The following is a 20,061-nucleotide window of genomic DNA, read 5'->3' as shown; positions in this document are numbered from 1 at the left end:
ATCTTTTGAAGGATTTAAAACAAGAATTTTAGCTAAAATAACAGCATTAACTTTGGTTCAATATATCAATAAATTCATATTTGATAGACCAATAAACAATATTAAAAATCAAATTATTTAATTACACCCAACGGGTTAATTAACAATCTTTGTATAATAACTGGTGATTACTTTCCAAATTCAATACTAATCCATTATATTTGAAATGAGTAAATAAACCAATAACGATGAAAAATTTACTTACACTCAGTTTTATATCAATCCTTTTTCTATCAGTAGGATGTTCTTCGTCAGATGACAATAATTCTGATGCAGCTGCCTTTTTACAACAGATACAAGGAAAATGGAAACTAACGGCATATGCAGGTGATACTCCCGAAGAATATGTTGAAATACAAAACGGTTGGGAAATGGAACTAAAAGCCGACAAAACTTTCACATCAACCGAAGTTCCGGGTTATATCGGCGGTAAATACAGCGTGATTACCAAACCAGGACATAACATCAGGTTAGTGTTTAAAAATAGTTCCGGTAGTAAGGTATTCTATAAACACGTAGAGTATATGACAGAAAATGGATTGTCTACACAACATTTACAGGACACACCTCTTTCAGATGAATTTGTTTATTTCGCCGTTGAGGGTTTAACCCGCATTCCTTAAAAGTAGATATGCAATAATAGAAAGCTTTCCTTCAGACGGAAGGCTTTTTTGTTTATAGTAATCAGGAGCACAACCATAATAGTACTTAGGACAACCTCTCCCGCTGTCCGCGCTACACTGTAGCCAGCTCCCATCGGGGCTAGTTGGGACGTTTTGTTTTTCGTACACGTCATTTCGAGTGATTCTGATTTTCAATCGGAATTATATCGAGAAGCTTTTTTAAAGCAGGATTACTCCGTGATCCTGATTATGAATATATCACCCATTCGTCACTTAGAGTGATTTTGAGAAGCAAAATCATATCGAGAAGCTACATGCAGGATTACTCCGTGATCCTGAATTTGGGCTCTATCACAAGTAAATCCCATTGCGTTTGCAACGCAATTATTTTTTATTTGAAAATATAAGCTGCAATGAATTGCGCTTATATTTTCAAATAAAAAATCCTTTCTGCAATTGCAGAAAGGATTTACTGGTCGGGGTGGCAGGATTCGAACCTGCGGCCTCCTGCTCCCAAAGCAGGCGCGATAACCGGGCTACGCTACACCCCGAAAGCGAGTGCAAATATAGAACTATTAATTAGTAAACAAAAGCTTTTTATTTTTTTTATACAACTCATCTTTTTTCTTTCTTCTTGCTTCCCTGCCTGCCGGCAGGCAGGTTTTCTCTTTTCTCTAATATCTATTTTCTTTTCTCCAAAAAATAAATACACTTCCGATATAATTTCTATTTTTGTTGAAACAAAAACTACACAACTATATATGTTAATTATCGGAATTGCCGGCGGTACCGGAAGTGGAAAAACAACTGTTGTCCAACAGATTATTAATGAATTACCGGAAACCGAAGTTGGCGTAATTTCCCAAGACGCTTACTACAGGGAAAACAATAATTTAAGTTTTGAGGAAAGAGGGTTAATCAATTTTGATCATCCACGTGCAATCGACTTTGAATTGTTGGTAAGTCATCTGACTGAATTAAAAAAAGGCAACACCATTGAACAACCCATTTATTCCTTCGTAACGCACAACCGCACAGACGATAGTATCATCACACATCCGAGAAAAGTAATGATTGTTGAAGGAATTTTGATTTTGGCCAACCCGGAACTTCGGGAAATGTTTGACGTCAAAATATTTGTCCATGCTGATTCCGATGAAAGATTGATTCGCCGATTAAAAAGAGATATCGCCGAGCGTGGCCGCGATATGGAAGAAGTATTAAACCGCTATCAAACGACATTAAAGCCAATGCACCAGCAATTTATTGAGCCTACAAAAGGTTTTGCCGACATTATTATTCCAAATGATAAATACAATACCGTTGCTATCGACGTGGTAAGAGCGGTTATCAACCAAAGAATTACGTAAAATGAGTTTCTTTAAAAACCTGACCGATGCGTATCCTATCCTGAAAATCCTCGGGAACAGATACATTATTGTGTTGGCGTTTTTTACCGTATGGATGCTATTCCTTGATAATACTTCCTATATGGAACATCGTATTCTGAACAAACAACTCAACGAGCTCGAAGACAATAAAAAGTACTATCAGGACGAAATCAGGAAAGACAGCGAAAACATCAGGCAGCTCAAAAACCCTGACCAGATAGAGAAATACGCCCGCGAGAAATACTATATGAAACGCGACAGCGAAGATATCTACATCATCGAATTTGAAGGCGATTCTATCAAGGATGAAAAATCCGATTCTAAATCTTTATAATCATGTCTGAAAATTTATTTGATGCGTTCGATCCCGTTTCCTCCAAACAATGGAAACAGCAAATCCAGTACGAGCTCAAAGGCGCCGATTATAACGATACCCTCGTTTGGGAAAGTCCGGAAGGCATCAAGGTAAGGCCGTTTTACCATGAAGATGAATCGGAAACAAAGTACACTTTAAAAGAGAATACACAACCGTTTGCTATAGTGCAAAACATCTTTGTCCATGATGTAGCCTTATCCAATAAAAGAGCAATTGATAGCTTAAGTCGCGGTGCCGAAAGCATTCGCTTTACTATTGAAAACGAGAACGTTGCCTTATCCGATTTAATGCAAAACCTTCCGTTGGAAAAGGTGACTTACTTTTTTAATCTGCCTTTTCTTTCCGTCGATTTCGTAACCAAAATCAATGCCTTCGTTCTTGCAAATAAGTTCAAATGCATTATCCAGCTCGACCCAATTGGCCAACTCACAAGAGACGGAAACTGGTTCGAAAACTTAGACAAAGACTTCGAAAAGCTGAATGCGATTAATACCAAAGCTGCTGCTCCGTTTATTGCTATTCAATCCACACTCTACCAAAACGCAGGTGCCAATATGGTGCAGCAACTAGCTTTTACCTTTGCCCACGTTAACGAATATTTCAACCGAATCAAAACCATCAGCCAACCCATAACGATTGAAGTTGCTGTGGGAACAAATTACTTTTTTGAGATTGCAAAACTCAGAGCCTTACGTTTATTGTTCAACACTTTGGCAGCCGAATACAATCACCATTTAGATTGTCACATAATCGTTACGCCAACCAAACGCAACAAAACCCTATACGATTACAACGTCAACATGCTGCGAACCACAACCGAATGTATGAGTGCCATTCTGGGCGGAGCCGATAGTATTGCCAACCTGCCTTACGACGCCTTATACCACAAGGACAACGAATTCGGTGATCGAATCGCCCGTAACCAATTGCTAGTCTTAAAACACGAGAGTTATTTTGACAAAGTCAGTAATCCTGCTGATGGCGCATACTATATCGAAGCCCTCACCGAACAATTAGCAGAAAAAGCATTGCTCCTTTTCAAGGAAATAGAAGAGAAAGGCGGTTTTATTACCCAACTTATCGAAGGCAGCATCCAAAAAAAAATCAGCGAAAGTGCTGCCAAGGAACAGGAATTGTTTGATTCCGGAAAAGAAATCCTGTTGGGAACCAACAAATACCCAAACAAGAACGACAAAATGAAACACGATTTGGAACTATTCCCATTCGTAAAACAAAATCCACGTAAAACCCTTATAACGCCAATTATTGAAAAGCGATCGGCTGAGAAACTTGAACAGGAACGATTAGAAAAAGAATAATTTTTGTAAATTCACAAAAAGAAAAAGATGGAAGCAATTAGACAATTTGTAAAAGTTAAAAATCATCAGATAAATATAACTTTACCTGAAAATTTTACAGCAGATGAAGTTGAAGTAATAATCTTGGCTAAAAATGAAAATGATTTTCAAATTTCAGAAAATCAAATAAAACTTTTAGATGACAGAGCAAATGAACCTGAATCAGAATACATAAAATCATCTGAATCTTTAAATAGAATTAAAGAAAAATATGGATTTTAAAGTTATTGTTTCTAAAAAAGCACAAGATGAAATCGAAAACGCAAGTGATTATTATGCTGAAATAAATCTAAACCTTACTTTCAAATTCTTTTCTGAACTAACAGAAACATATAATAAGCTTAAACTAAATCCGAATTATCAAATTAAACATAAAAATTATAGAGCAATTCCTTTAAAGATATTCCCATTTATATTGTTCTATATAGTTGATGAAGATAACAAAACCGTGAAAATTCTTTCTTGTTTTCATACATCAAAAAATTCAAAAAAATATCCTAAATAGTTTTTTAACCTTGAGAAAAAACATCCAACATATTAAAATAGAGAAGCAAGAGGCAAGAAGCAAGAGGCAAGAAACCGACAACTTCCTCACCGCCGAAGGAATCCAACTAAAACCTTCCTACTCACAAGCCGATATCGAAAACCTCGAACACATCGGTTTCGCAGCAGGCTTTGCCCCTAACCTTCGCGGTCCTTATGGAACGATGTATGTCCGTCGTCCGTGGACAATCCGACAATATGCAGGTTTTTCAACTGCGGAAGAAAGCAATGCGTTTTACAGAAGAAATTTAGCAGCGGGACAAAAGGGACTATCGGTAGCTTTTGATTTGGCTACGCACAGAGGTTACGATTCGGATCACGAACGCGTAGTTGGCGATGTTGGAAAAGCCGGAGTTGCAATTGATTCTGTTGAAGATATGAAAGTCTTATTCAACCAGATTCCATTGGATGAAATGTCGGTCTCCATGACTATGAACGGTGCTGTTTTGCCAATCATGGCTTTCTATATAGTTGCTGCCGAAGAACAGGGCGTGACTGCCGATAAACTTTCGGGAACGATTCAAAACGATATCCTAAAGGAGTTTATGGTGCGAAATACCTATATTTATCCGCCAACACCTTCGATGAAAATCATTGCGGATATCTTTGAGCATGCCAGCAAAAGGATGCCAAAATTCAACTCCATATCCATCTCAGGTTATCATATGCAAGAAGCGGGTGCCACTGCCGATATTGAACTGGCATACACGCTAGCTGACGGACTTGAATACATTCGAACCGGTTTATCCACGGGCATGAAAATCGATGAGTTCGCTCCACGCCTATCCTTCTTTTGGGCTATTGGCATGAATCATTTCATGGAAATTGCCAAGATGCGTGCAGCCCGGATGCTATGGGCAAAACTATTAAAGCAATTCAACCCAAAGGATGAAAAGTCGTTAGCACTGCGAACCCATTGCCAAACCTCGGGCTGGAGTTTAACCGAACAGGATCCTTTTAATAATGTGGCACGAACAGCAATCGAAGCGGCAGCTGCAGCCTTTGGCGGAACGCAGTCCTTACATACGAACGCCTTGGATGAAGCGATTGCGTTACCTACAGATTTCTCCGCACGTATTGCGCGTAACACCCAGATATTCCTTCAGGAAGAAACCAAAATCACCAAAACAGTCGACCCTTGGGCAGGCAGTTACTATGTAGAAAAGCTAACCGCCGAAATCACTGAAAAAGCCTGGGCATTGATTCAGGAAGTGGAAGAACTTGGCGGAATGACCAAAGCCATCGAAGCGGGAATCCCGAAACTGCGTATCGAAGAAGCGGCGGCACGGAAACAGGCGCGTATCGACAGCGGTCAGGATATTATTGTGGGCGTCAACAAGTACCGTCTGGATAAGGAAGACCCGTTACACATTCTCGATGTAGATAACCAAATGGTGCGCAAGCAACAAATTGAGCAACTCCAACATATAAAAGCTACGCGCGACACCGAAAAGGTAAAAGCAAGCCTGGCAAAATTAACCGACTGCGCAAGGACGTGGGCGGAAGGTTCAAAAGGTTCTCGCCTGCGCGGGAATGACAGTGAAGATAATTTGTTATCTTTAGCCGTAGAAGCAGCCCGAAACAGAGCGACACTAGGAGAAATCAGTGACGCCTTGGAAACCGTTTTCGGACGCTATAAAGCACAAATCAGATCATTCAGCGGCGTGTACAGCAAGGAAATAAAGAACGACGAAAGCTTTGAAAAAGCAAAACAACTGGCCGATGCCTTTGCCATAAAGGAAGGCCGTCGCCCACGCATCATGATTGCAAAAATGGGTCAGGACGGTCACGACCGCGGCGCCAAGGTAGTGGCAACAGGCTATGCCGATGTAGGCTTTGATGTTGACATTGGTCCTCTATTCCAAACTCCGCAGGAAGCTGCAAAACAGGCAGTGGAAAATGACGTACACATTTTAGGCGTTTCCTCCCTTGCAGCCGGACATAAAACTTTAGTGCCTCAGGTAATAGAGGAACTAAAAAACTACGGACGCGAAGATATTATGGTTATCGTTGGAGGGGTTATCCCGGCACAGGATTATCAATTTTTATTTGATGCAGGAGCTGTTGCTGTCTTTGGGCCGGGGACGAGGATTAGTGATGCGGCGATACAGATTTTAGAAGTACTTATACAGGATTAACTTTTTTGTCATTCCCGCGAAGGTTGGAATGCATAGCATAAGCACTCACTTTTAGTGGGTGTTTTTATAGATAAATTTAGTATCGCAGAAATGGAAACAGAAATATTATAAGTTAGGTTTTTTGTCTACATTTGAGAATTACTTTTTTTTCCCACCACATGAAAAAAATAGAAGTTGTTGCAGCCGTTATATATCATAACGAAAAAATACTTTGTGTCCAACGCGGAAATAACAAGTACAAGTATATTGCATTCAAATATGAGTTTCCTGGGGGCAAAGTTGAAGAAGGAGAAACAAATGAAGAAGCTATAAAGAGAGAAATTCTAGAAGAACTAAACCTCAACATTACTATTGATTCCAATTTTATTACTGTAAATCATGACTACCCTGATTTTACATTAATAATGCATAGTTATATATGTTCTTAAAGCAGGATGCTGTCATAAGAAAGCGTTATCCAACCGGTGTTAAGTAATGTCTGAAAGCCAATAACAAATAACAATCCCATAGAATACTGGATTCCGGACCCTATAAGGCGGTTAGTTTTAGTGTCGGAGACATTAAAATGGCTGACCAAAGCCGCCAGAAGATACGGTTCCTGATAGGGCTGGTGAAACAGTTCTGAGGTAACAAAACTAAAAATAGTCTTTAGGGTAGTGGCGGCAAAAGCGGCGGTAAGAAGTAGTAGTAGTAATATCATATAATTGTTAATTTTTAAAATCCGGCACAGAAAAAATCGCGTAGTGTATCGTAGTCGATATCTTCATCAAAAGAGACAACCTCGGTGGTAATTATTTTGTCATCGTTGATTAAATGAATGGTCGTTAGCAGAGCAGTTTCCAACGCTGTATAGGAAGTTAGCGTAGGTAAAGTTTCAGGGTTCATGGGTTCTGTTTTTTTTAAGTTATTGGTTTTACAAAGTTATAATAGGACCTACCGTATTCCTTACAGTTTTATGGAATCGTATTACATAATTTCCATTTAAAAGATAAAAGATAAAAGATGATAGACGGATAGATGATAGACAGTCCGTTGTAGAAGAGAGTCTCTCATTTCTTCGTCTTTCTAAAAATAAGTTATTGTAATGTCAGAATACCAATATTGGTGTTCGTACCTGCGGTAACTACGACATCTGTTTGTACGATGGGCAAAAAGGGTATTGAAGGTGTTATATTAACAATGTAGGTACCCGGCGGTAAACCCGAGACCTGAAACTGACCTAAATAATTAACTCCACTAGAATAAGCAACGCCGGTTGATGAGGTTGCTGTAATTACAGCTGGCGTTCCGGCGGGAATAATGCTACCTTTTAAATTTCCTGTTACCGAAGCCACCACGGTTCTTAAAACGGGTTGCAATTTGTAGGTGCCATTTCCGGTTCTGTGTATAGAGGCATGGGCATCAAAATCAATCAGCAGTGCATTTTCACTATCGGCAACCAGATCTTGGTGTACTCTTAATTTTAATCCTGATTGTTCCGCACTTGAGGTACTCAATTGATAGCTCACACCACCCAATACCATAGTGTTGTTAGGTCCAAGTAGAAATCTGATTTGTTCAACACGGGAATCCGAAAGGTTGCTTACTGCAATTAAGGTATCAAGGCCGTTTGAAAAATCCAATAGGTTATAAATACCTGCAGTGGTGTTTAGATGTACCGTCTGGCCATTGCTTCCAGTTACTTCTACCGAGCGTAAATCAATGTTTACTTCATCATAAGGTCCGGGAGCATCAGTCATCCGAACTTTATATACATAACTTCCCGGTCTGGCGGATGAAATCGAATCGCTGCTACAGGAGTAGAGTAGGATTCCCATCACAGTGCTAAGTAAAAATACCTTTTTCATAGTGTTGTTTTTAGACTATAAAGTAGGTTTCATAGCTATACCAAAGGTGAAATTATTATGCGATAGTATTGTTTTATATAAAGGGAAAGTGTTTCTATAATTTCCACGTTTGATGGAGAGGAAAGAGGAAAGAGAATAGATAATAGACCATTATTTTTTAGTCTTGCTTCTATCATCTTTTCACTAATAAAAAAACTCTCCACATTGTGGAGAGTTTTTATTTTAAGATAAGTCTCAGTTATGTTATAAAGCAATACTACCTGCATTAACAGTACCACCTGCCTGAACACTTACATTTGTAACCGTAATTGGAAGCAAAGGAAGTGCAGGTGTAACAGTAACGGAATAGGTTCCCGGTGGTAATCCCACAATTCTGAAATTCCCATCAGCATCTACACTACTGGTATACACAAGACTGGTGGCAGAGGTTGCACTTACCACGGCTAAAGTACCTGCCGGAGTTATGCTTCCTGCAATGTTTCCTGTTGTAGCGGTGACAACAGTGCGTAATACCGGTTTTAATTTATACGTACCACTCCCTGTTTCTACAACAGAGGTATTGGCATCAAAGTCAATCAGGATGTTGTTTTCAACATCAGCCTGCAAAGTTTGGTGTACCAATAATTTCAAACCTGATTGTTCCGCACTAGGAGTACTTAATGGATACGTTATTCCGTCTTTAACAATGGTATTGTTTGAACCCAATATCAATCGGATTTGTTTCACATTAGCATTTGCCAATGTACTTGTTGCCAAGAGAGTATCGACTCCGTTACTGAAATCTAAAAGGTTGTAGATTCCCGCAGTTGTGTTCAGCATAACCGTGTGACCATTGTCGCCGGTTACCTCAACACTTCGGATATCCACATTCACTTCGCTGTAAGGCCCTGGGGCATCAGTCATTCTGACTTTGTAAGGATAATTTCCGCTAGAGTCGTTGCTACACGAAGTAAAAGCGATTGCCAATGCAATTCCAAAAGTCATTAAGATTGTCTTTTTCATTTTTATCTATTTAATAGGTTACTAATGGTACAAAGTTGCTCAATCTGCTGATTTTTTGTGTTATAGAATTAATGAATTTTGTTGTAACTTTTCTTGTTAAGGTTTTTTCTTTTTTTCTTCGGCTTTTTTAAGGGCTTCCGCCTTTTGTTCTTCAAGTTCTTTTTTCTTTTTTTCTTCCGCTTTTTCCTTTTTCTTGAAATAGCCTTTCAATAGGAAATTATGTTTGGCAGCCTCCATGTTTTCATTAAGGCCCTTAGTGGCATTTTTCATATTATTTAAGGTAGCATCAAGTGATTTACCCATTTTGTCATCATTGACTAATTTAGACAGTACGCTGTTTTTGTTATTCATTTTATCGGTAAACGTAGCCAGGTTATACGTAATGTATTGGGCATTGTCAACACTCACCTTTACACTAGCCATAATATCCTCCAATTCAACAGCTTCGGTTGACTTAAGCATGGCGTTATTTTTCAGAATCTGGGTTGATTTGGTTCCCGGTGAAATGGTAAGGACTTTATCGCCCATTAATCCATCGGAGCCGATACCTGCGGTTGCATCGCTTTTTATGTATTTGTGTACTTCTTCCTGCACTTCTGCCACTACGATTACCGAGCTGTCGGAGACAAACTCAATAGCTTGTATAGTGCCTACGTTGATTCCTGCGAACCTTACATTGTTCCCTACAGCTAATCCACTTACATTGCTGAAAGCTGATTTTAGCTGGAAGGTTTTGCTAAACATGTTTCTGTTTTGTCCAATCAGATAAACGGCTACCATAAAAATCACCAGTCCAATGATGACAAACAGCCCTAATTTCCATGTATTTTGTGTATTCTTATTCATAACCCTTGTTTTAAATTATATAAAAAATGAATGTACCGAAGGATCTTTACTGTTTTCAAGTTCGGCATAGGTTCCTTCCGCGCTGATTACCCCGTCCTGTAAAACAATAATCCTGTCGCCGGTTATTTTGGCACAAGCCAAATCATGTGTAATGATAAGGGATGTGGTTTTGTTTTTTTTCTGAATCGCTACCATTAACTCGCTGATTTCCCGGGCTGTTATGGTATCAAGTCCCGATGTGGGTTCGTCATACAAAATAATTTCCGGGTTAACAATTAACGTTCGCGCCATTCCGATACGTTTTCGCATACCTCCAGAGAGTTCCGCAGGCATTTTGTCAAGAGCGTCGAGCAGTCCGACATTGTCAAGTGCTTCCGTTATTTTCTGTTCCATGACCTCATCGGTAATATTCCGGTCGTGGTGTTTTAAGGTAAATGCAAGGTTCTGTCTGACGGACATCGAGTCATAAAGCGCACCGTTTTGAAACATAAAGCCAATGCGCGGTCTGATTTCGTTTAATTCTTTATTGGTTAACGTGGTAATTTCGGTGCCAAATACTTTTATGCTGCCTTTATCGGGGTGCTCCAATCCAACAACGCATTTAATTGTTACTGATTTTCCCGAACCTGAACGCCCGAGTATTACCACATCTTCCCCTTTATGAACTACCACGTTCATACCATTCAGCACTTTGTGATCGCCAAAGGTTTTATGCACGTTCTTAATTTCGATAATCGGCTTTCTGTCTTCCATGTTTTAGAAAAATAAATCGGTTAGTTGCACAGCCAGCATATCAATAATAAAGATGGAAAGGGAAGCGGCAACAACGGCCGAATTGGCAGCCACTCCCACACTGGCGGTGCCGTTGGAGGCTGTAAAGCCTTTATAACAACCTATCATCCCGATAAAGAAGCCAAAGAAGAAAGTTTTAATAGTAGCAGGAATTATGTCAAGGAATTCTAAACTTGAGAAAACTCCTGTAAAGTAGCGTATCAAACCCATAGAACCATGAATGTTGTATCCTATATAACCACCAATCATACCCACTAAATCTGCATAGGCAACCAAAAGTGGAATCATTAAGGTTGTGGCTAAAACGCGGGTAACTACCAAGTATTTATAGGGATTGATTGCGGATACCTCCATGGCGTCTATCTGTTCTGTTACTTTCATCGAGCCTAACTCGGCTCCCATCCCAGATGCAATTTTACCGGCGCAGATTAAGGCGGTTATTACCGGTGCAATCTCCCTGATGAGTGAAAGCGATACCATACCCGGAAGCCAGGTTTCGGCGCCAAACTTTACGAGCGTGGGGCGCGATTGTATGGTGAGTACCAAACCCATGATAAAACCGGTAATGGTGACCAATGGCAATGTCCTGCAGCCAACGGCATAGCATTGTCTTAAAAACTCATTGATTTGGAATGGAGGTTGCCATAATTCCTTAAAGAACCTTGCGGTAAATGCTGAAAGATCGCCGGTATTAGTAAACATATTTTTTAAGGCAGTAATCATAGTTTTATAGTAAGTAAACATTAGTTGACACGGCGTTGAACTAAAATTCCCTGAAGGGATTCCAGAGAATTAAAGGTATTAGGATATGAAATGGTAGTACAATATAAGTACTTTTTTTGACTATAATATTAAAATCAATATTAAAACGATGATAATGATAGCGCCAATAGAGAGGTAAATACCATTACTGCTGCTTTTCATTGTCGCTTTGATTTCTTTTACTTCTCTTCTAAGTGCTTTTTTCTCGGCTCTTGAAAGATTGGATTTATCCATCTCTTTGATTTCTTCTAAACGTTTTAATAGTATTTCAGCTTTGGCATCATCTGATGGTGCTGTGGTAATTGCTGTTGTTGTTACAGGTGTTACCGGGCTGGCGAATGTTGGTACGGTACAAGCTAATGTTACCAATACTAAAGTCATTCTAAGTTTGGTGGTTGTTTTCATAATTTCTGGATTTTTAATGTTAATATGTTATTGTTTATGCTTCGTCTTTTGTCGCGCGAACCAAACCGATTCCCGGGATGAAAAAAATTAAACCAAGAACTGTAAATACTACAAGCTCTCTAATGTCTCTATTCCCATTGCTTCCGCTAAGGAACATTTGGCCGGCATACAGCAAACAAGCAATTCCCAGCACGGTTAATACGACTCCAAAAACTCTTTTTATATTCATTACTATTATTTTTTAGGGTTAGTTATATTAATAAATTATAGTTGAACAAAGTTGGTTTATTGTTTTGTTTTATATCTTACAATATAATTTGTTAAAATTGTATAATTCACATATTTTAGTAGGAGGTAAAATCAAAAAACGCCCAAGAACTTAATCCCGGGCGTTTTCCGACTATGAAAATTATTATGTATTACTTCATTTTTCCATTTACCATTGCAATGACAGCGCCCACACCGGTCGCCAATACTAATGAGGCAAGAATGTCAATTGCCATAAGCTTAACATCAATAGTTTCTTTGTACATATTCATAAAGAAACTGTTGCATAGGCCCATGAACAAAGCAATACCTATTGCCATCTTAATTCCGGCAGCAATGTTGGAAACACCTTCGCCTTGAGAAAACACAAAAGAAATCAAAAAGCCAAATGACATACAGCCTAAGAAAATAAACAACATGTTTTCTGCTCCGGCTCCTTCAGGTTTAGGGAAAGTGTCTTTAAGCAACATGCCATAAATTACCCATCCTAATAAAAAATCTACAATTCCGCCGACAATACCGCCGACAATAAAGTTTTTTACATTCATAATTAAAAGTTTAATTGGTTAATGAAATAAAATTATTCATTATTAAACAATTGTTAAAAAATAACACAACTAATTATTAACTATTTAAAAATGTGGATTGTTAATAACCTTTTTAATAAAATATTGCGAATAGTATTAGAAACTGGGTTTAAACAAACTTCTTGACAAACGGTACGAAGCTACCGCCTGAATGGGATGAACGGCACTATGACTTTTTAAAAATCCCGCTGTCTACATCCTTTAAAAATGAAATTACACCAGGAAAATAATGTTCCTGATCATCATACTGCGAGCAGTGACTCCCTTTTGGGCAATATAAAAAACGTCCATTCTGCACTTCTTTTGAAATCCATTCCATATGTTTTGGATCCATAGTGTCATATTTTGCGCCAATAACAAGTGTCGGAATTGTAAGTGTTTTTAATTTTGAAGTGATATCCCAATCTTTTAAAGTGGCAGCGCCAGTAATGCCAAATTCACTCGGACCCTGCATATAAACATATACATTCGGATTTAAATGCTTGAAAGCCCTGGTTATGGATTCAGGCCATTTGTCAATTGGCATTCTCAAAATATGCTCGGTGTAATAATACTTAAATAACAATTCGGTGTATTTCGGATTCGTGTAATCCTTGTTTTTTTCAAACTCCTTGATTTGAGTAAAAACTTCTTTTGGTAGTTTTGGACCGAGTACATCTTCGGCATATTTATTATAGGCCGGTGCGCTTGCCATCATATTGGCTATAATCAATCCTTTTAGGTTTTTCTGGTATTTTAAAGCATATTCCATGGCAAGGATTCCGCCCCAGGATTGCCCCATCAGATAGAAGTTGGAATTATCCAGTTTCAATGCCTTACGCACCTGTTCCACTTCATCTACAAAACGGTCAATCGTCCATAGGCTATTGTCATTCGGTTGGTCACTGTAAAAAGAACCTAATTGGTCATAGTAGATATACTCAATGCTTTCGTTTGGAAAATAACCGTCAAAGCTTTCGAAAAACTCATGAGTTCCCCCCGGACCACCATGCAATAGCAAAACTTTTATTTTGGGATTGTTTCCAACGCGTTTTGTCCACACATTAAATTTGCTAATTGGAGTGGTAATTGGAATCATTTTGATACCACCGGTGGATTGGTCATCACTTTTGGAGTAATCCAGATAGTTGGCTTGTGTAGTGTCTTCCGCTTTGTTCTCTGCTTTATTTTCCTTGCATCCCGAAAATAAAAATACAGTTACCAGTGCGATTAGAATTGGTTTTATCATGGTTGAAAAGTTTAAAGGTTAGTTATATATTTTTTGGTACAGATCTTTGTATTTCTCCATTACAATCTTCCGTTTGAGTTTGAGCGTAGGAGTAAGGTGACCGCCATCGATAGACCAAACGTCAGGAGTCAATTCGAAGCGTTTTACTTTTTCCCAGTTGCCAAACTTCTCATTGATGGTTTCAATCTCTTCGTCAATCTTTTTGATGACTTGTTCATTGGAAGTAATTTCAGCATTCGTTTTACCAATGTTAATGTTGTGTGTTTTCGCCCATTCCTTTACAAACTCAAAGTTAGGCTGTATAAAGGCAGCAGGCATTTTTTCGCCATCACCAATAACCATAATCTGCTCAATGAAATTGGATTGTTTCATCGCATTTTCGATAATCTGAGGTGCAATATACTTTCCGCCCGAAGTCTTGAACATTTCCTTTTTGCGGTCGGTAATCTTTAGAAAGCCTTCAGAATCTATTTCGCCAATATCTCCCGTGTGAAAAAAACCATCTTTAAGCACTTCATTGGTAAGCACTTCGTCTTTATAATAGCCCATCATTACATTCGGACCTTTGCAAAGAATTTCGCCATCAGCGGCAATTTTAACTTCGACATTCTGGATTACTTTACCCACAGTTCCCACCTTAAAGCAATGGTTTCTAACATCATTTACCGAAATAACAGGTGAGGTTTCCGTGAGACCATAGCCTTCCATTACGGGCATTCCTGCTGCTGCAAATATTCTGGTTAAGCGTGTTTGCAATGCTGCGCTTCCTGAGACCATCACACCAAGGTTTCCGCCCAAGCCTTCTTTCCATTTGCTGAAGATAAGTTTGCGTGCAATTTTCAATTGGGTTTCATACCAAAAACCATTGGCACCATAAGGTTCGTAACGCAGGCCCAAGTCAATTGCCCAAAAGAAAAGCTTCTTTTTGATGCCGTTAAGTTCGGCTCCTTTTGCCAATATTTTGTCGTATACTTTTTCTAATAGTCGTGGCACTACTGAGAAGACGGTTGGCTTTACTTCCTTTATGTTGTCAGAAAGTTTTTCGATGGATTCAGCAAAGTAAATCGACACCGAATAGTATTGATAGATGTATAGAATCACGCGTTCAAAGATATGGCAGATAGGGAGAAAGCTTAATGCTACGCTGGCGCCTTCCTCAAAAGGGATTCTCGGTGAACTGTCGAGTACGTTAGAAACAATATTGTTATGGGAAAGCATTACGCCTTTGGGTTTTCCTGTAGTTCCGGATGTGTAAATTATAGTAGCTAATTCGTCCGGCTTAACATGGTTTTTGCGGTCTTCCACCACATCCTGATTGCTGGTATCTTCTCCTAATTCGAGTAATTCATGCCAGTTTTTGCATCCTTCGATTTCATTAAAGGAATATACGTCTTTCAGGTGTGTCAGATTGTTTTTGATAAGATTCACTTTTCGCAACACTTCTTCATCAGAAACAAAACAATAGGTTGCTTCGCAATGGCTTAAAATATATTCATAGTCCTGCTCAGAAATGGTCGGATAAATAGGCACTGTTTGCGCTCCCGTTTGCAGGCAGCCAATATCCATAATATTCCACTCGGTTCTGTTATTGGAAGAAATGATGGCAATCTTATCATTCTTTTGGACTCCTAATCGTAACAAAGCTCTCGAAATGGCGTTGGCTTTGTCGATGTACTCTATGGTTGAGGTTTTAACCCATTTGCCATCGTATTTGGTAACAAGACAATTAGTGATGTTATTTTTTTCTAACTGATAGTATGGAAAGTCAAAAAGTCTTGTAATTGGAGTCATTCGGCAGCTATTTTAATGCAAATTAAATAATATTAGCGTGATGCACAATATTAATTTAAAATATGCAGCATTTACCACTGAAATATGTAGTTTTGCGTTGTCCATTTTATTATTTATGAAAAGATACCCGCGTTTCGACGAATACACCGTACTTATTCTCAGGATTTTATTAGCTTATGTTTTTTACTCCATTGCCAGGGTTTTATTTTTTGTTTATAACAGTTCCTTGATAAAAGTTGGTGGTGTATTTGATTTTGTAAAGTTGTGTTATCATGGGTTGGTTTTCGACACTACAACCATCCTATATGTGAATAGCCTGTTCATTTTAGTTTCCATTTTTCCTGCGGTTGTCAATAGAAAAAAAGGATATCAAAAGGTACTGTTCTACATTTATTTCATTACCAATCTATTGGCGTATTCTACCAATTTCATTGACTTTATTTATTACCGCTACACTTTTAGCAGAAGTACAAGAGCTTCATTGGATACGCTTGAAAATGAAAGCAATAAGCTGCTTTTGTTTTTTGATTTTTTAAAAAATTACTGGCATGTGTTCCTGTTGTTTTTTGTACTTGCGTACTTATGGATTTGGATGTACAAAAAGATTAAGATAACGCATCATATTGAAAGGCCTGGCATAGCCTATTTTTTCTTTTCGATAGTGAGTTTTTTATTGATAACGACACTTTGTATTGGTGGAATTCGTGGCGATTTTAAGAAGAGCACACGACCGATTAATATTTTAGATGCCAGCCGCTATACCAAAAATTCGGGTCAGGCTGATGTAGTTTTGAACACCCCATTTGCCATAATAAGAACCTGGAATACCAATACGTTTAAGAAAGTAAACCTGGTTTCTAAAGCGCAGGTTGATAGTTTATTGATGCCTATAAAACAATACAAAAACAACCCGTCGACAAAACCAAACATTGTTATTTTTATCATAGAGAGCTTTGCACGGGAATACAATGGTGCTTTCAATAAGGGAACAAAGATTCCAAATTATGAAGGCTACACACCTTTTGTAGACTCGCTTGCGCAACACAGTTTGATTTTTACCAATGCTTATGCCAATGGCTGGAAATCTATTCACGGGGTATCTTCAGTGGTTGCCGGAATTCCGTCGTTTCAAGATGCTTTCACCTCCTCGCCTTATCCGAAACAGAAAATTGAATCGCTGGTTTCTACCTTAAAAAGAGAAGGGTATGACACTTCGTTTTTCCATGGTGCTCCAAATGGTTCGATGGGATTTCTGGGCTTCGGAAACATCTTAGGCTACGACCATTATTATGGCAAAACCGAATATAATAATGACGCAGATTTTGATGGCGTTTGGGGAATATGGGACGAGCCTTTTTTCCAGTATTTCAACAAGACATTGTCACAGAAAAAACAACCTTTCATGGCGACGTTGTTTTCTGTTTCGTCGCATGAGCCGTATAAGGTTCCGGCAAAGTATGAAGGCAAATTTCCCAAGGGAAAGGTAAACATCAATGAGTGCATTGGTTATACGGACTATGCTTTTAAGCGGTTTTTTGCGGCAGCCAAAAAGCAGTCGTGGTATAAAAACACCATCTTTGTTTTGGTAGCCGATCACGGAAATACCATTGCCTATGATGAATATAAAAAAGAGTTTAATAAGAATACGGTTCCGATTTTGTTCTTTTCACCTGACGAAAAATATGTTGGTGTGAACAATGACTGGGCACAACAAATCGATATATACCCAACGCTCTTGGATATGATTGGATACCAAAAACCGTTTAGGAGTTGGGGTAGGAGCCTGATAAACGAAAAGCAGGTGCCTCCTTTTGTCATTAAATATGGTTCGAATGTGTATCAGTTTATGAGCGGGGAATACATTTGTACCTTTGACGGAAAGAAAGCAATTGGCTTTTATGCCAAAGATGACAAAGCAATGGAGCACAATTTGATTTCGAAACGAAACGCTGCTATGGATTTAGTGGAGTTAAGATGTAAAGCCTTTGTTCAGGACTATATGGAACGCATTGTTGACAAGCGATTGACAACGGTTAAATAAGAGCTGGTTTTGTCTTTCCCGCGCAGGCGGGAATCTATTTAACTTTTAATGGGTTCCCGCCTGCGCGGGAAAGACAATTTGAAATTCGTAATTCTATTAAAGCTTATTCATATTTTCAGCCAAAGTCTCTATAAACTTCGAAATCGGGCCTTTAATCATCATCGCCATCATTGGATTAAAGTCGCCTTCAAACTTCAATTGTACTGCGCTTTGTGCATCAGAAATTGTCTCAATATTGGCAGTAAGTGTGAAAGGCAACTTATCGCTTGCCGCAGCCAATACCACTTTAGAGGGTGGCGTTTTTTCTTTTAGCTTCAATTTTATTTCTGGCATTCCCTTTAGACCAAAGTTGAAAATATCATCTCCAAGGACTTCAAATTTGGCAATGTTTTCGGGCATTAGTTTTTCAAAATTCTTTACATCGGTTAACGAATCAAAGATATGTTGGGCTGATTTTGCTACGGTGATTTTTGGACTTTCGAGGTTCATAGTATTATTTTATTTTTTAATAGAAAAGACGATAGACGAATAGATAAGAGATGTTAGACAAAGATAAACGAATCCTATTATCTATCTGTCTATTATCTATTATCTCACTCACACATTCCACGTCGCCGGATTCTCTCTCCATTCCTGTAACGTTTTGAGTTCTTTTTCGGTGATATAATTTTTGGCAACAGCCAAATGTAATAAATGTTCGTAATCAGCTAAAGTATTTAACTCGACATTGGCATTTTTAAAATTTTCTTTTGCTACATCAAACCCATAAGTAAAAATAGCCACCATGCCTTTGACGTGCGCACCGGCTTCCTTTAGGGCTTCAACAGCCAATAAACTACTGTTTCCCGTGCTGATTAAGTCCTCGACAACCACTACATTTTGGCCTTTTTGCAAAAAGCCTTCTACCTGATTTTGTCGTCCGTGTTTTTTTGGTTCAGGCCGCACATATACAAACGGCAGACCCATATATTCGGCAACGAGCATTCCGATGCCGATTGCTCCGGTTGCAACACCAGCTATGACATCGGGTTTGCCAAATTCTTTATCAATATGTTTGGAAAACTCTTCGCGTACAAAATTTCTTATTGCCGGAAAGGACAGTATTAGTCGGTTGTCGCAGTAAATCGGAGACTTCCAACCCGACGCCCATGTAAAAGGATTTTTTGGATTCAATTTAATTGCATTTATTTGTAAAAGCAATTCGGCCGTTTTTTCGGCTGTGTCTTTATTAAAAATCATAGTACAAATGTATAAAGTTTTTGTCAACGACAAACCTCTTTTTTTAACCAACGAAATCGCCAAAGAGACCGATTTTCAGTTGTTTTTACTGGAAAGTATTGATATTGAGCAACTCATCATCAAAATATTTCAAAACAAAATCCAGAAAGCTTCGTTGTATTATCCTGATGAGAAAGCCATTCTCAAAAAGCTAAAAGAAAAAATACCAGTTTGCAAAGCCGGAGGTGGTTTGGTATATAATAAAAAAGGCGATGTCCTTTTCATTTTCAGAAATGGGAAATGGGATTTGCCAAAAGGCGGCATCGAAAAAGGTGAGGAAATTGAAGACACTGCAATGCGTGAAGTGGAAGAGGAGACCGGGGTTGGAAAACTTACCATCAACAGAAAGCTCCAAAAAACATATCACATTTTTAAACGAGGCGGAAAATATAAACTAAAAGTTACCCATTGGTTTGAAATGCAAACCAATTTTGAAGGAAAACTATTTCCACAGGCTAATGAAGGAATTGAAAAAGCCGAGTGGCTCAATCCTGAAGAAATAAAGGTAGCTTTGAAGAATTCGTATGAGAATATCAAGTTATTGTTTGAGGAAGAGAAGCTTTTGAAATAAGTACTTCAACAGTTTAATCGTTAACTTTGAATTATTCACTCACGCGAGTATACCTGAAACCCACTGGGCTTCCTCCTATTAATCTCAAATCTTTGCCACATGACACATCACCATCATTCTACCAATTTGCTTCTCAATTTAGGCATCGAAAGCTTAAACGAAATGCAGCTTGCTGC

24 protein-coding genes, 1 tRNA gene and 1 pseudogene are annotated in these 20,061 nt (G+C 38.6%); 11 read left to right on the top strand and 15 right to left on the bottom strand.

Going from position 1 to position 20,061, the window contains the following annotated elements:
- Positions 1–121, top strand: a pseudogene (locus tag Q0Q99_RS00280) (IS982 family transposase); the annotation flags it as partial.
- A gap of 106 nt (positions 122–227) precedes the next feature.
- Complete coding sequence (locus tag Q0Q99_RS00275; RefSeq protein ID WP_293889761.1) at positions 228–662, top strand: hypothetical protein; 435 nt, start codon at positions 228–230, stop codon at positions 660–662.
- 473 nt (positions 663–1,135) lie between these two features.
- On the opposite strand, the gene Q0Q99_RS00270 is transcribed toward Q0Q99_RS00275, so the two are convergent.
- Positions 1,136–1,213 (bottom strand) — tRNA-Pro (locus Q0Q99_RS00270).
- Between the two features lie 210 nt (positions 1,214–1,423).
- Between Q0Q99_RS00270 and udk the strand changes: the two genes are divergently transcribed.
- The 7 genes from udk to Q0Q99_RS00235 all read left to right on the top strand — a co-directional run bounded on the left by udk (position 1,424) and on the right by Q0Q99_RS00235 (position 6,896).
- Positions 1,424–2,032, top strand: a complete 609-nt coding sequence (udk, locus tag Q0Q99_RS00265; RefSeq protein WP_293889759.1) for a uridine kinase — start codon at positions 1,424–1,426, stop codon at positions 2,030–2,032.
- Between the two features lies 1 nt (position 2,033).
- Positions 2,034–2,387, top strand: a complete 354-nt coding sequence (locus Q0Q99_RS00260; RefSeq protein ID WP_293889757.1) for a septum formation initiator family protein — start codon at positions 2,034–2,036, stop codon at positions 2,385–2,387.
- A 2-nt stretch (positions 2,388–2,389) separates the two neighbouring features.
- Positions 2,390–3,748 (top strand): methylmalonyl-CoA mutase subunit beta, encoded by a 1,359-nt coding sequence (locus tag Q0Q99_RS00255; protein ID WP_293889755.1) that lies wholly within the window; start codon positions 2,390–2,392, stop codon positions 3,746–3,748.
- A gap of 27 nt (positions 3,749–3,775) precedes the next feature.
- Positions 3,776–4,009 carry a hypothetical protein gene (locus tag Q0Q99_RS00250; protein ID WP_293889753.1) on the top strand — a complete coding sequence of 78 codons (234 nt, stop codon included), beginning with the start codon at positions 3,776–3,778 and terminating at the stop codon, positions 4,007–4,009.
- Complete coding sequence (locus tag Q0Q99_RS00245; RefSeq protein ID WP_293889751.1) at positions 3,999–4,292, top strand: type II toxin-antitoxin system RelE/ParE family toxin; 294 nt, start codon at positions 3,999–4,001, stop codon at positions 4,290–4,292. Before Q0Q99_RS00250 ends, Q0Q99_RS00245 begins: the two co-directional genes overlap by 11 nt.
- 10 nt (positions 4,293–4,302) lie before the next feature.
- Positions 4,303–6,468, top strand: a complete 2,166-nt coding sequence (gene scpA / locus Q0Q99_RS00240) for a methylmalonyl-CoA mutase (RefSeq protein WP_293889749.1) — start codon at positions 4,303–4,305, stop codon at positions 6,466–6,468.
- Between the two features lie 158 nt (positions 6,469–6,626).
- Entirely contained in the window at positions 6,627–6,896 is a 270-nt protein-coding gene (locus Q0Q99_RS00235) for an NUDIX domain-containing protein (protein WP_293889747.1), read from the top strand.
- Here Q0Q99_RS00235 and Q0Q99_RS00230 read toward each other — a convergent pair.
- From Q0Q99_RS00230 to Q0Q99_RS00175, 12 genes are all read right to left on the bottom strand, one after another.
- The gene (locus Q0Q99_RS00230; RefSeq protein ID WP_293889745.1) at positions 6,893–7,168 is read right to left on the bottom strand and encodes a hypothetical protein; all 276 of its coding nucleotides are present in this window, start codon (positions 7,166–7,168) and stop codon (positions 6,893–6,895) included. The genes Q0Q99_RS00235 and Q0Q99_RS00230 overlap by 4 nt on opposite strands.
- A 14-nt stretch (positions 7,169–7,182) precedes the next feature.
- Positions 7,183–7,353, bottom strand: a complete 171-nt coding sequence (locus Q0Q99_RS00225) for a hypothetical protein (protein WP_293889743.1) — start codon at positions 7,351–7,353, stop codon at positions 7,183–7,185.
- Positions 7,354–7,544: 191 nt separating this feature from the next.
- On the bottom strand, positions 7,545–8,315 hold the full coding sequence (locus Q0Q99_RS00220) for a DUF4382 domain-containing protein (RefSeq protein WP_293889741.1): 771 nt from the start codon (positions 8,313–8,315) through the stop codon (positions 7,545–7,547).
- 243 nt (positions 8,316–8,558) lie between these two features.
- Positions 8,559–9,317 (bottom strand): DUF4382 domain-containing protein, encoded by a 759-nt coding sequence (locus tag Q0Q99_RS00215; protein ID WP_293889739.1) that lies wholly within the window; start codon positions 9,315–9,317, stop codon positions 8,559–8,561.
- Positions 9,318–9,413: 96 nt separating this feature from the next.
- Positions 9,414–10,163 (bottom strand): MlaD family protein, encoded by a 750-nt coding sequence (locus Q0Q99_RS00210; protein WP_293889737.1) that lies wholly within the window; start codon positions 10,161–10,163, stop codon positions 9,414–9,416.
- Positions 10,164–10,178: 15 nt separating this feature from the next.
- Positions 10,179–10,916, bottom strand: a complete 738-nt coding sequence (locus Q0Q99_RS00205; protein WP_293889735.1) for an ABC transporter ATP-binding protein — start codon at positions 10,914–10,916, stop codon at positions 10,179–10,181.
- A 3-nt stretch (positions 10,917–10,919) separates the two neighbouring features.
- On the bottom strand, positions 10,920–11,678 hold the full coding sequence (locus Q0Q99_RS00200; protein WP_293889733.1) for an ABC transporter permease: 759 nt from the start codon (positions 11,676–11,678) through the stop codon (positions 10,920–10,922).
- Positions 11,679–11,798: 120 nt separating this feature from the next.
- A complete protein-coding gene (locus tag Q0Q99_RS00195; RefSeq protein WP_293889731.1) occupies positions 11,799–12,122 on the bottom strand; it encodes a hypothetical protein in 324 nt (107 codons plus the stop codon).
- Between the two features lie 34 nt (positions 12,123–12,156).
- Positions 12,157–12,351: a hypothetical protein gene (locus tag Q0Q99_RS00190; RefSeq protein WP_293889729.1), complete on the bottom strand. Its 195-nt coding sequence runs from the start codon at positions 12,349–12,351 to the stop codon at positions 12,157–12,159.
- Between the two features lie 190 nt (positions 12,352–12,541).
- Positions 12,542–12,937 carry a hypothetical protein gene (locus Q0Q99_RS00185; protein WP_293889727.1) on the bottom strand — a complete coding sequence of 132 codons (396 nt, stop codon included), beginning with the start codon at positions 12,935–12,937 and terminating at the stop codon, positions 12,542–12,544.
- Between the two features lie 205 nt (positions 12,938–13,142).
- A complete protein-coding gene (locus Q0Q99_RS00180) occupies positions 13,143–14,204 on the bottom strand; it encodes a proline iminopeptidase-family hydrolase (RefSeq protein ID WP_293889725.1) in 1,062 nt (353 codons plus the stop codon).
- Between the two features lie 18 nt (positions 14,205–14,222).
- On the bottom strand, positions 14,223–15,995 hold the full coding sequence (locus tag Q0Q99_RS00175) for a long-chain fatty acid--CoA ligase (protein WP_293889723.1): 1,773 nt from the start codon (positions 15,993–15,995) through the stop codon (positions 14,223–14,225).
- 115 nt (positions 15,996–16,110) lie between these two features.
- Between Q0Q99_RS00175 and Q0Q99_RS00170 the strand changes: the two genes are divergently transcribed.
- Complete coding sequence (locus Q0Q99_RS00170; RefSeq protein ID WP_293889721.1) at positions 16,111–18,036, top strand: LTA synthase family protein; 1,926 nt, start codon at positions 16,111–16,113, stop codon at positions 18,034–18,036.
- A 96-nt stretch (positions 18,037–18,132) separates the two neighbouring features.
- Here the strand turns inward: Q0Q99_RS00170 and Q0Q99_RS00165 are convergent, their stop codons facing one another.
- Both Q0Q99_RS00165 and pyrE read right to left on the bottom strand, forming a co-directional pair.
- Positions 18,133–18,525 (bottom strand): SRPBCC family protein, encoded by a 393-nt coding sequence (locus Q0Q99_RS00165; protein ID WP_293889719.1) that lies wholly within the window; start codon positions 18,523–18,525, stop codon positions 18,133–18,135.
- Between the two features lie 108 nt (positions 18,526–18,633).
- Positions 18,634–19,275, bottom strand: a complete 642-nt coding sequence (pyrE, locus tag Q0Q99_RS00160; RefSeq protein ID WP_293889717.1) for an orotate phosphoribosyltransferase — start codon at positions 19,273–19,275, stop codon at positions 18,634–18,636.
- Between the two features lie 7 nt (positions 19,276–19,282).
- On the opposite strand from pyrE, the gene Q0Q99_RS00155 reads away from it, so the two are divergent.
- The gene (locus tag Q0Q99_RS00155; protein ID WP_293889715.1) at positions 19,283–19,885 is read left to right on the top strand and encodes an NUDIX domain-containing protein; all 603 of its coding nucleotides are present in this window, start codon (positions 19,283–19,285) and stop codon (positions 19,883–19,885) included.
- Positions 19,886–20,061: the final 176 nt, after the last annotated feature.

The organism is Flavobacterium sp. (genome assembly GCF_025352425.1).
Taxonomy (GTDB): Bacteria; Bacteroidota; Bacteroidia; order Flavobacteriales; family Flavobacteriaceae; genus Flavobacterium.
This window is presented reverse-complemented; position numbering and strand designations above follow the sequence as displayed.

Excerpts from the sequence above, each read along its gene's own strand:
- Q0Q99_RS00250 (WP_293889753.1), top strand. The coding sequence starts at position 3,776 with ATGGAAGCAATTAGACAATTTGTAAAAGTTAAAAATCATCAGATAAAT.
- Q0Q99_RS00255 (WP_293889755.1), top strand. The coding sequence starts at position 2,390 with ATGTCTGAAAATTTATTTGATGCGTTCGATCCCGTTTCCTCCAAACAA.
- pyrE (WP_293889717.1), bottom strand. The coding sequence starts at position 19,275 with ATGATTTTTAATAAAGACACAGCCGAAAAAACGGCCGAATTGCTTTTA.
- Q0Q99_RS00165 (WP_293889719.1), bottom strand. The coding sequence starts at position 18,525 with ATGAACCTCGAAAGTCCAAAAATCACCGTAGCAAAATCAGCCCAACAT.
- udk (WP_293889759.1), top strand. The coding sequence starts at position 1,424 with ATGTTAATTATCGGAATTGCCGGCGGTACCGGAAGTGGAAAAACAACT.
- Q0Q99_RS00205 (WP_293889735.1), bottom strand. The coding sequence starts at position 10,916 with ATGGAAGACAGAAAGCCGATTATCGAAATTAAGAACGTGCATAAAACC.
- Q0Q99_RS00215 (WP_293889739.1), bottom strand. The coding sequence starts at position 9,317 with ATGAAAAAGACAATCTTAATGACTTTTGGAATTGCATTGGCAATCGCT.
- Q0Q99_RS00260 (WP_293889757.1), top strand. The coding sequence starts at position 2,034 with ATGAGTTTCTTTAAAAACCTGACCGATGCGTATCCTATCCTGAAAATC.
- Q0Q99_RS00195 (WP_293889731.1), bottom strand. The coding sequence starts at position 12,122 with ATGAAAACAACCACCAAACTTAGAATGACTTTAGTATTGGTAACATTA.
- Q0Q99_RS00170 (WP_293889721.1), top strand. The coding sequence starts at position 16,111 with ATGAAAAGATACCCGCGTTTCGACGAATACACCGTACTTATTCTCAGG.
- Q0Q99_RS00155 (WP_293889715.1), top strand. The coding sequence starts at position 19,283 with ATGTATAAAGTTTTTGTCAACGACAAACCTCTTTTTTTAACCAACGAA.
- Q0Q99_RS00175 (WP_293889723.1), bottom strand. The coding sequence starts at position 15,995 with ATGACTCCAATTACAAGACTTTTTGACTTTCCATACTATCAGTTAGAA.
- Q0Q99_RS00210 (WP_293889737.1), bottom strand. The coding sequence starts at position 10,163 with ATGAATAAGAATACACAAAATACATGGAAATTAGGGCTGTTTGTCATC.
- Q0Q99_RS00235 (WP_293889747.1), top strand. The coding sequence starts at position 6,627 with ATGAAAAAAATAGAAGTTGTTGCAGCCGTTATATATCATAACGAAAAA.
- Q0Q99_RS00185 (WP_293889727.1), bottom strand. The coding sequence starts at position 12,937 with ATGAATGTAAAAAACTTTATTGTCGGCGGTATTGTCGGCGGAATTGTA.
- Q0Q99_RS00180 (WP_293889725.1), bottom strand. The coding sequence starts at position 14,204 with ATGATAAAACCAATTCTAATCGCACTGGTAACTGTATTTTTATTTTCG.
- Q0Q99_RS00275 (WP_293889761.1), top strand. The coding sequence starts at position 228 with ATGAAAAATTTACTTACACTCAGTTTTATATCAATCCTTTTTCTATCA.
- Q0Q99_RS00225 (WP_293889743.1), bottom strand. The coding sequence starts at position 7,353 with ATGAACCCTGAAACTTTACCTACGCTAACTTCCTATACAGCGTTGGAA.
- Q0Q99_RS00220 (WP_293889741.1), bottom strand. The coding sequence starts at position 8,315 with ATGAAAAAGGTATTTTTACTTAGCACTGTGATGGGAATCCTACTCTAC.
- Q0Q99_RS00190 (WP_293889729.1), bottom strand. The coding sequence starts at position 12,351 with ATGAATATAAAAAGAGTTTTTGGAGTCGTATTAACCGTGCTGGGAATT.
- Q0Q99_RS00200 (WP_293889733.1), bottom strand. The coding sequence starts at position 11,678 with ATGATTACTGCCTTAAAAAATATGTTTACTAATACCGGCGATCTTTCA.
- Q0Q99_RS00230 (WP_293889745.1), bottom strand. The coding sequence starts at position 7,168 with ATGATATTACTACTACTACTTCTTACCGCCGCTTTTGCCGCCACTACC.
- Q0Q99_RS00245 (WP_293889751.1), top strand. The coding sequence starts at position 3,999 with ATGGATTTTAAAGTTATTGTTTCTAAAAAAGCACAAGATGAAATCGAA.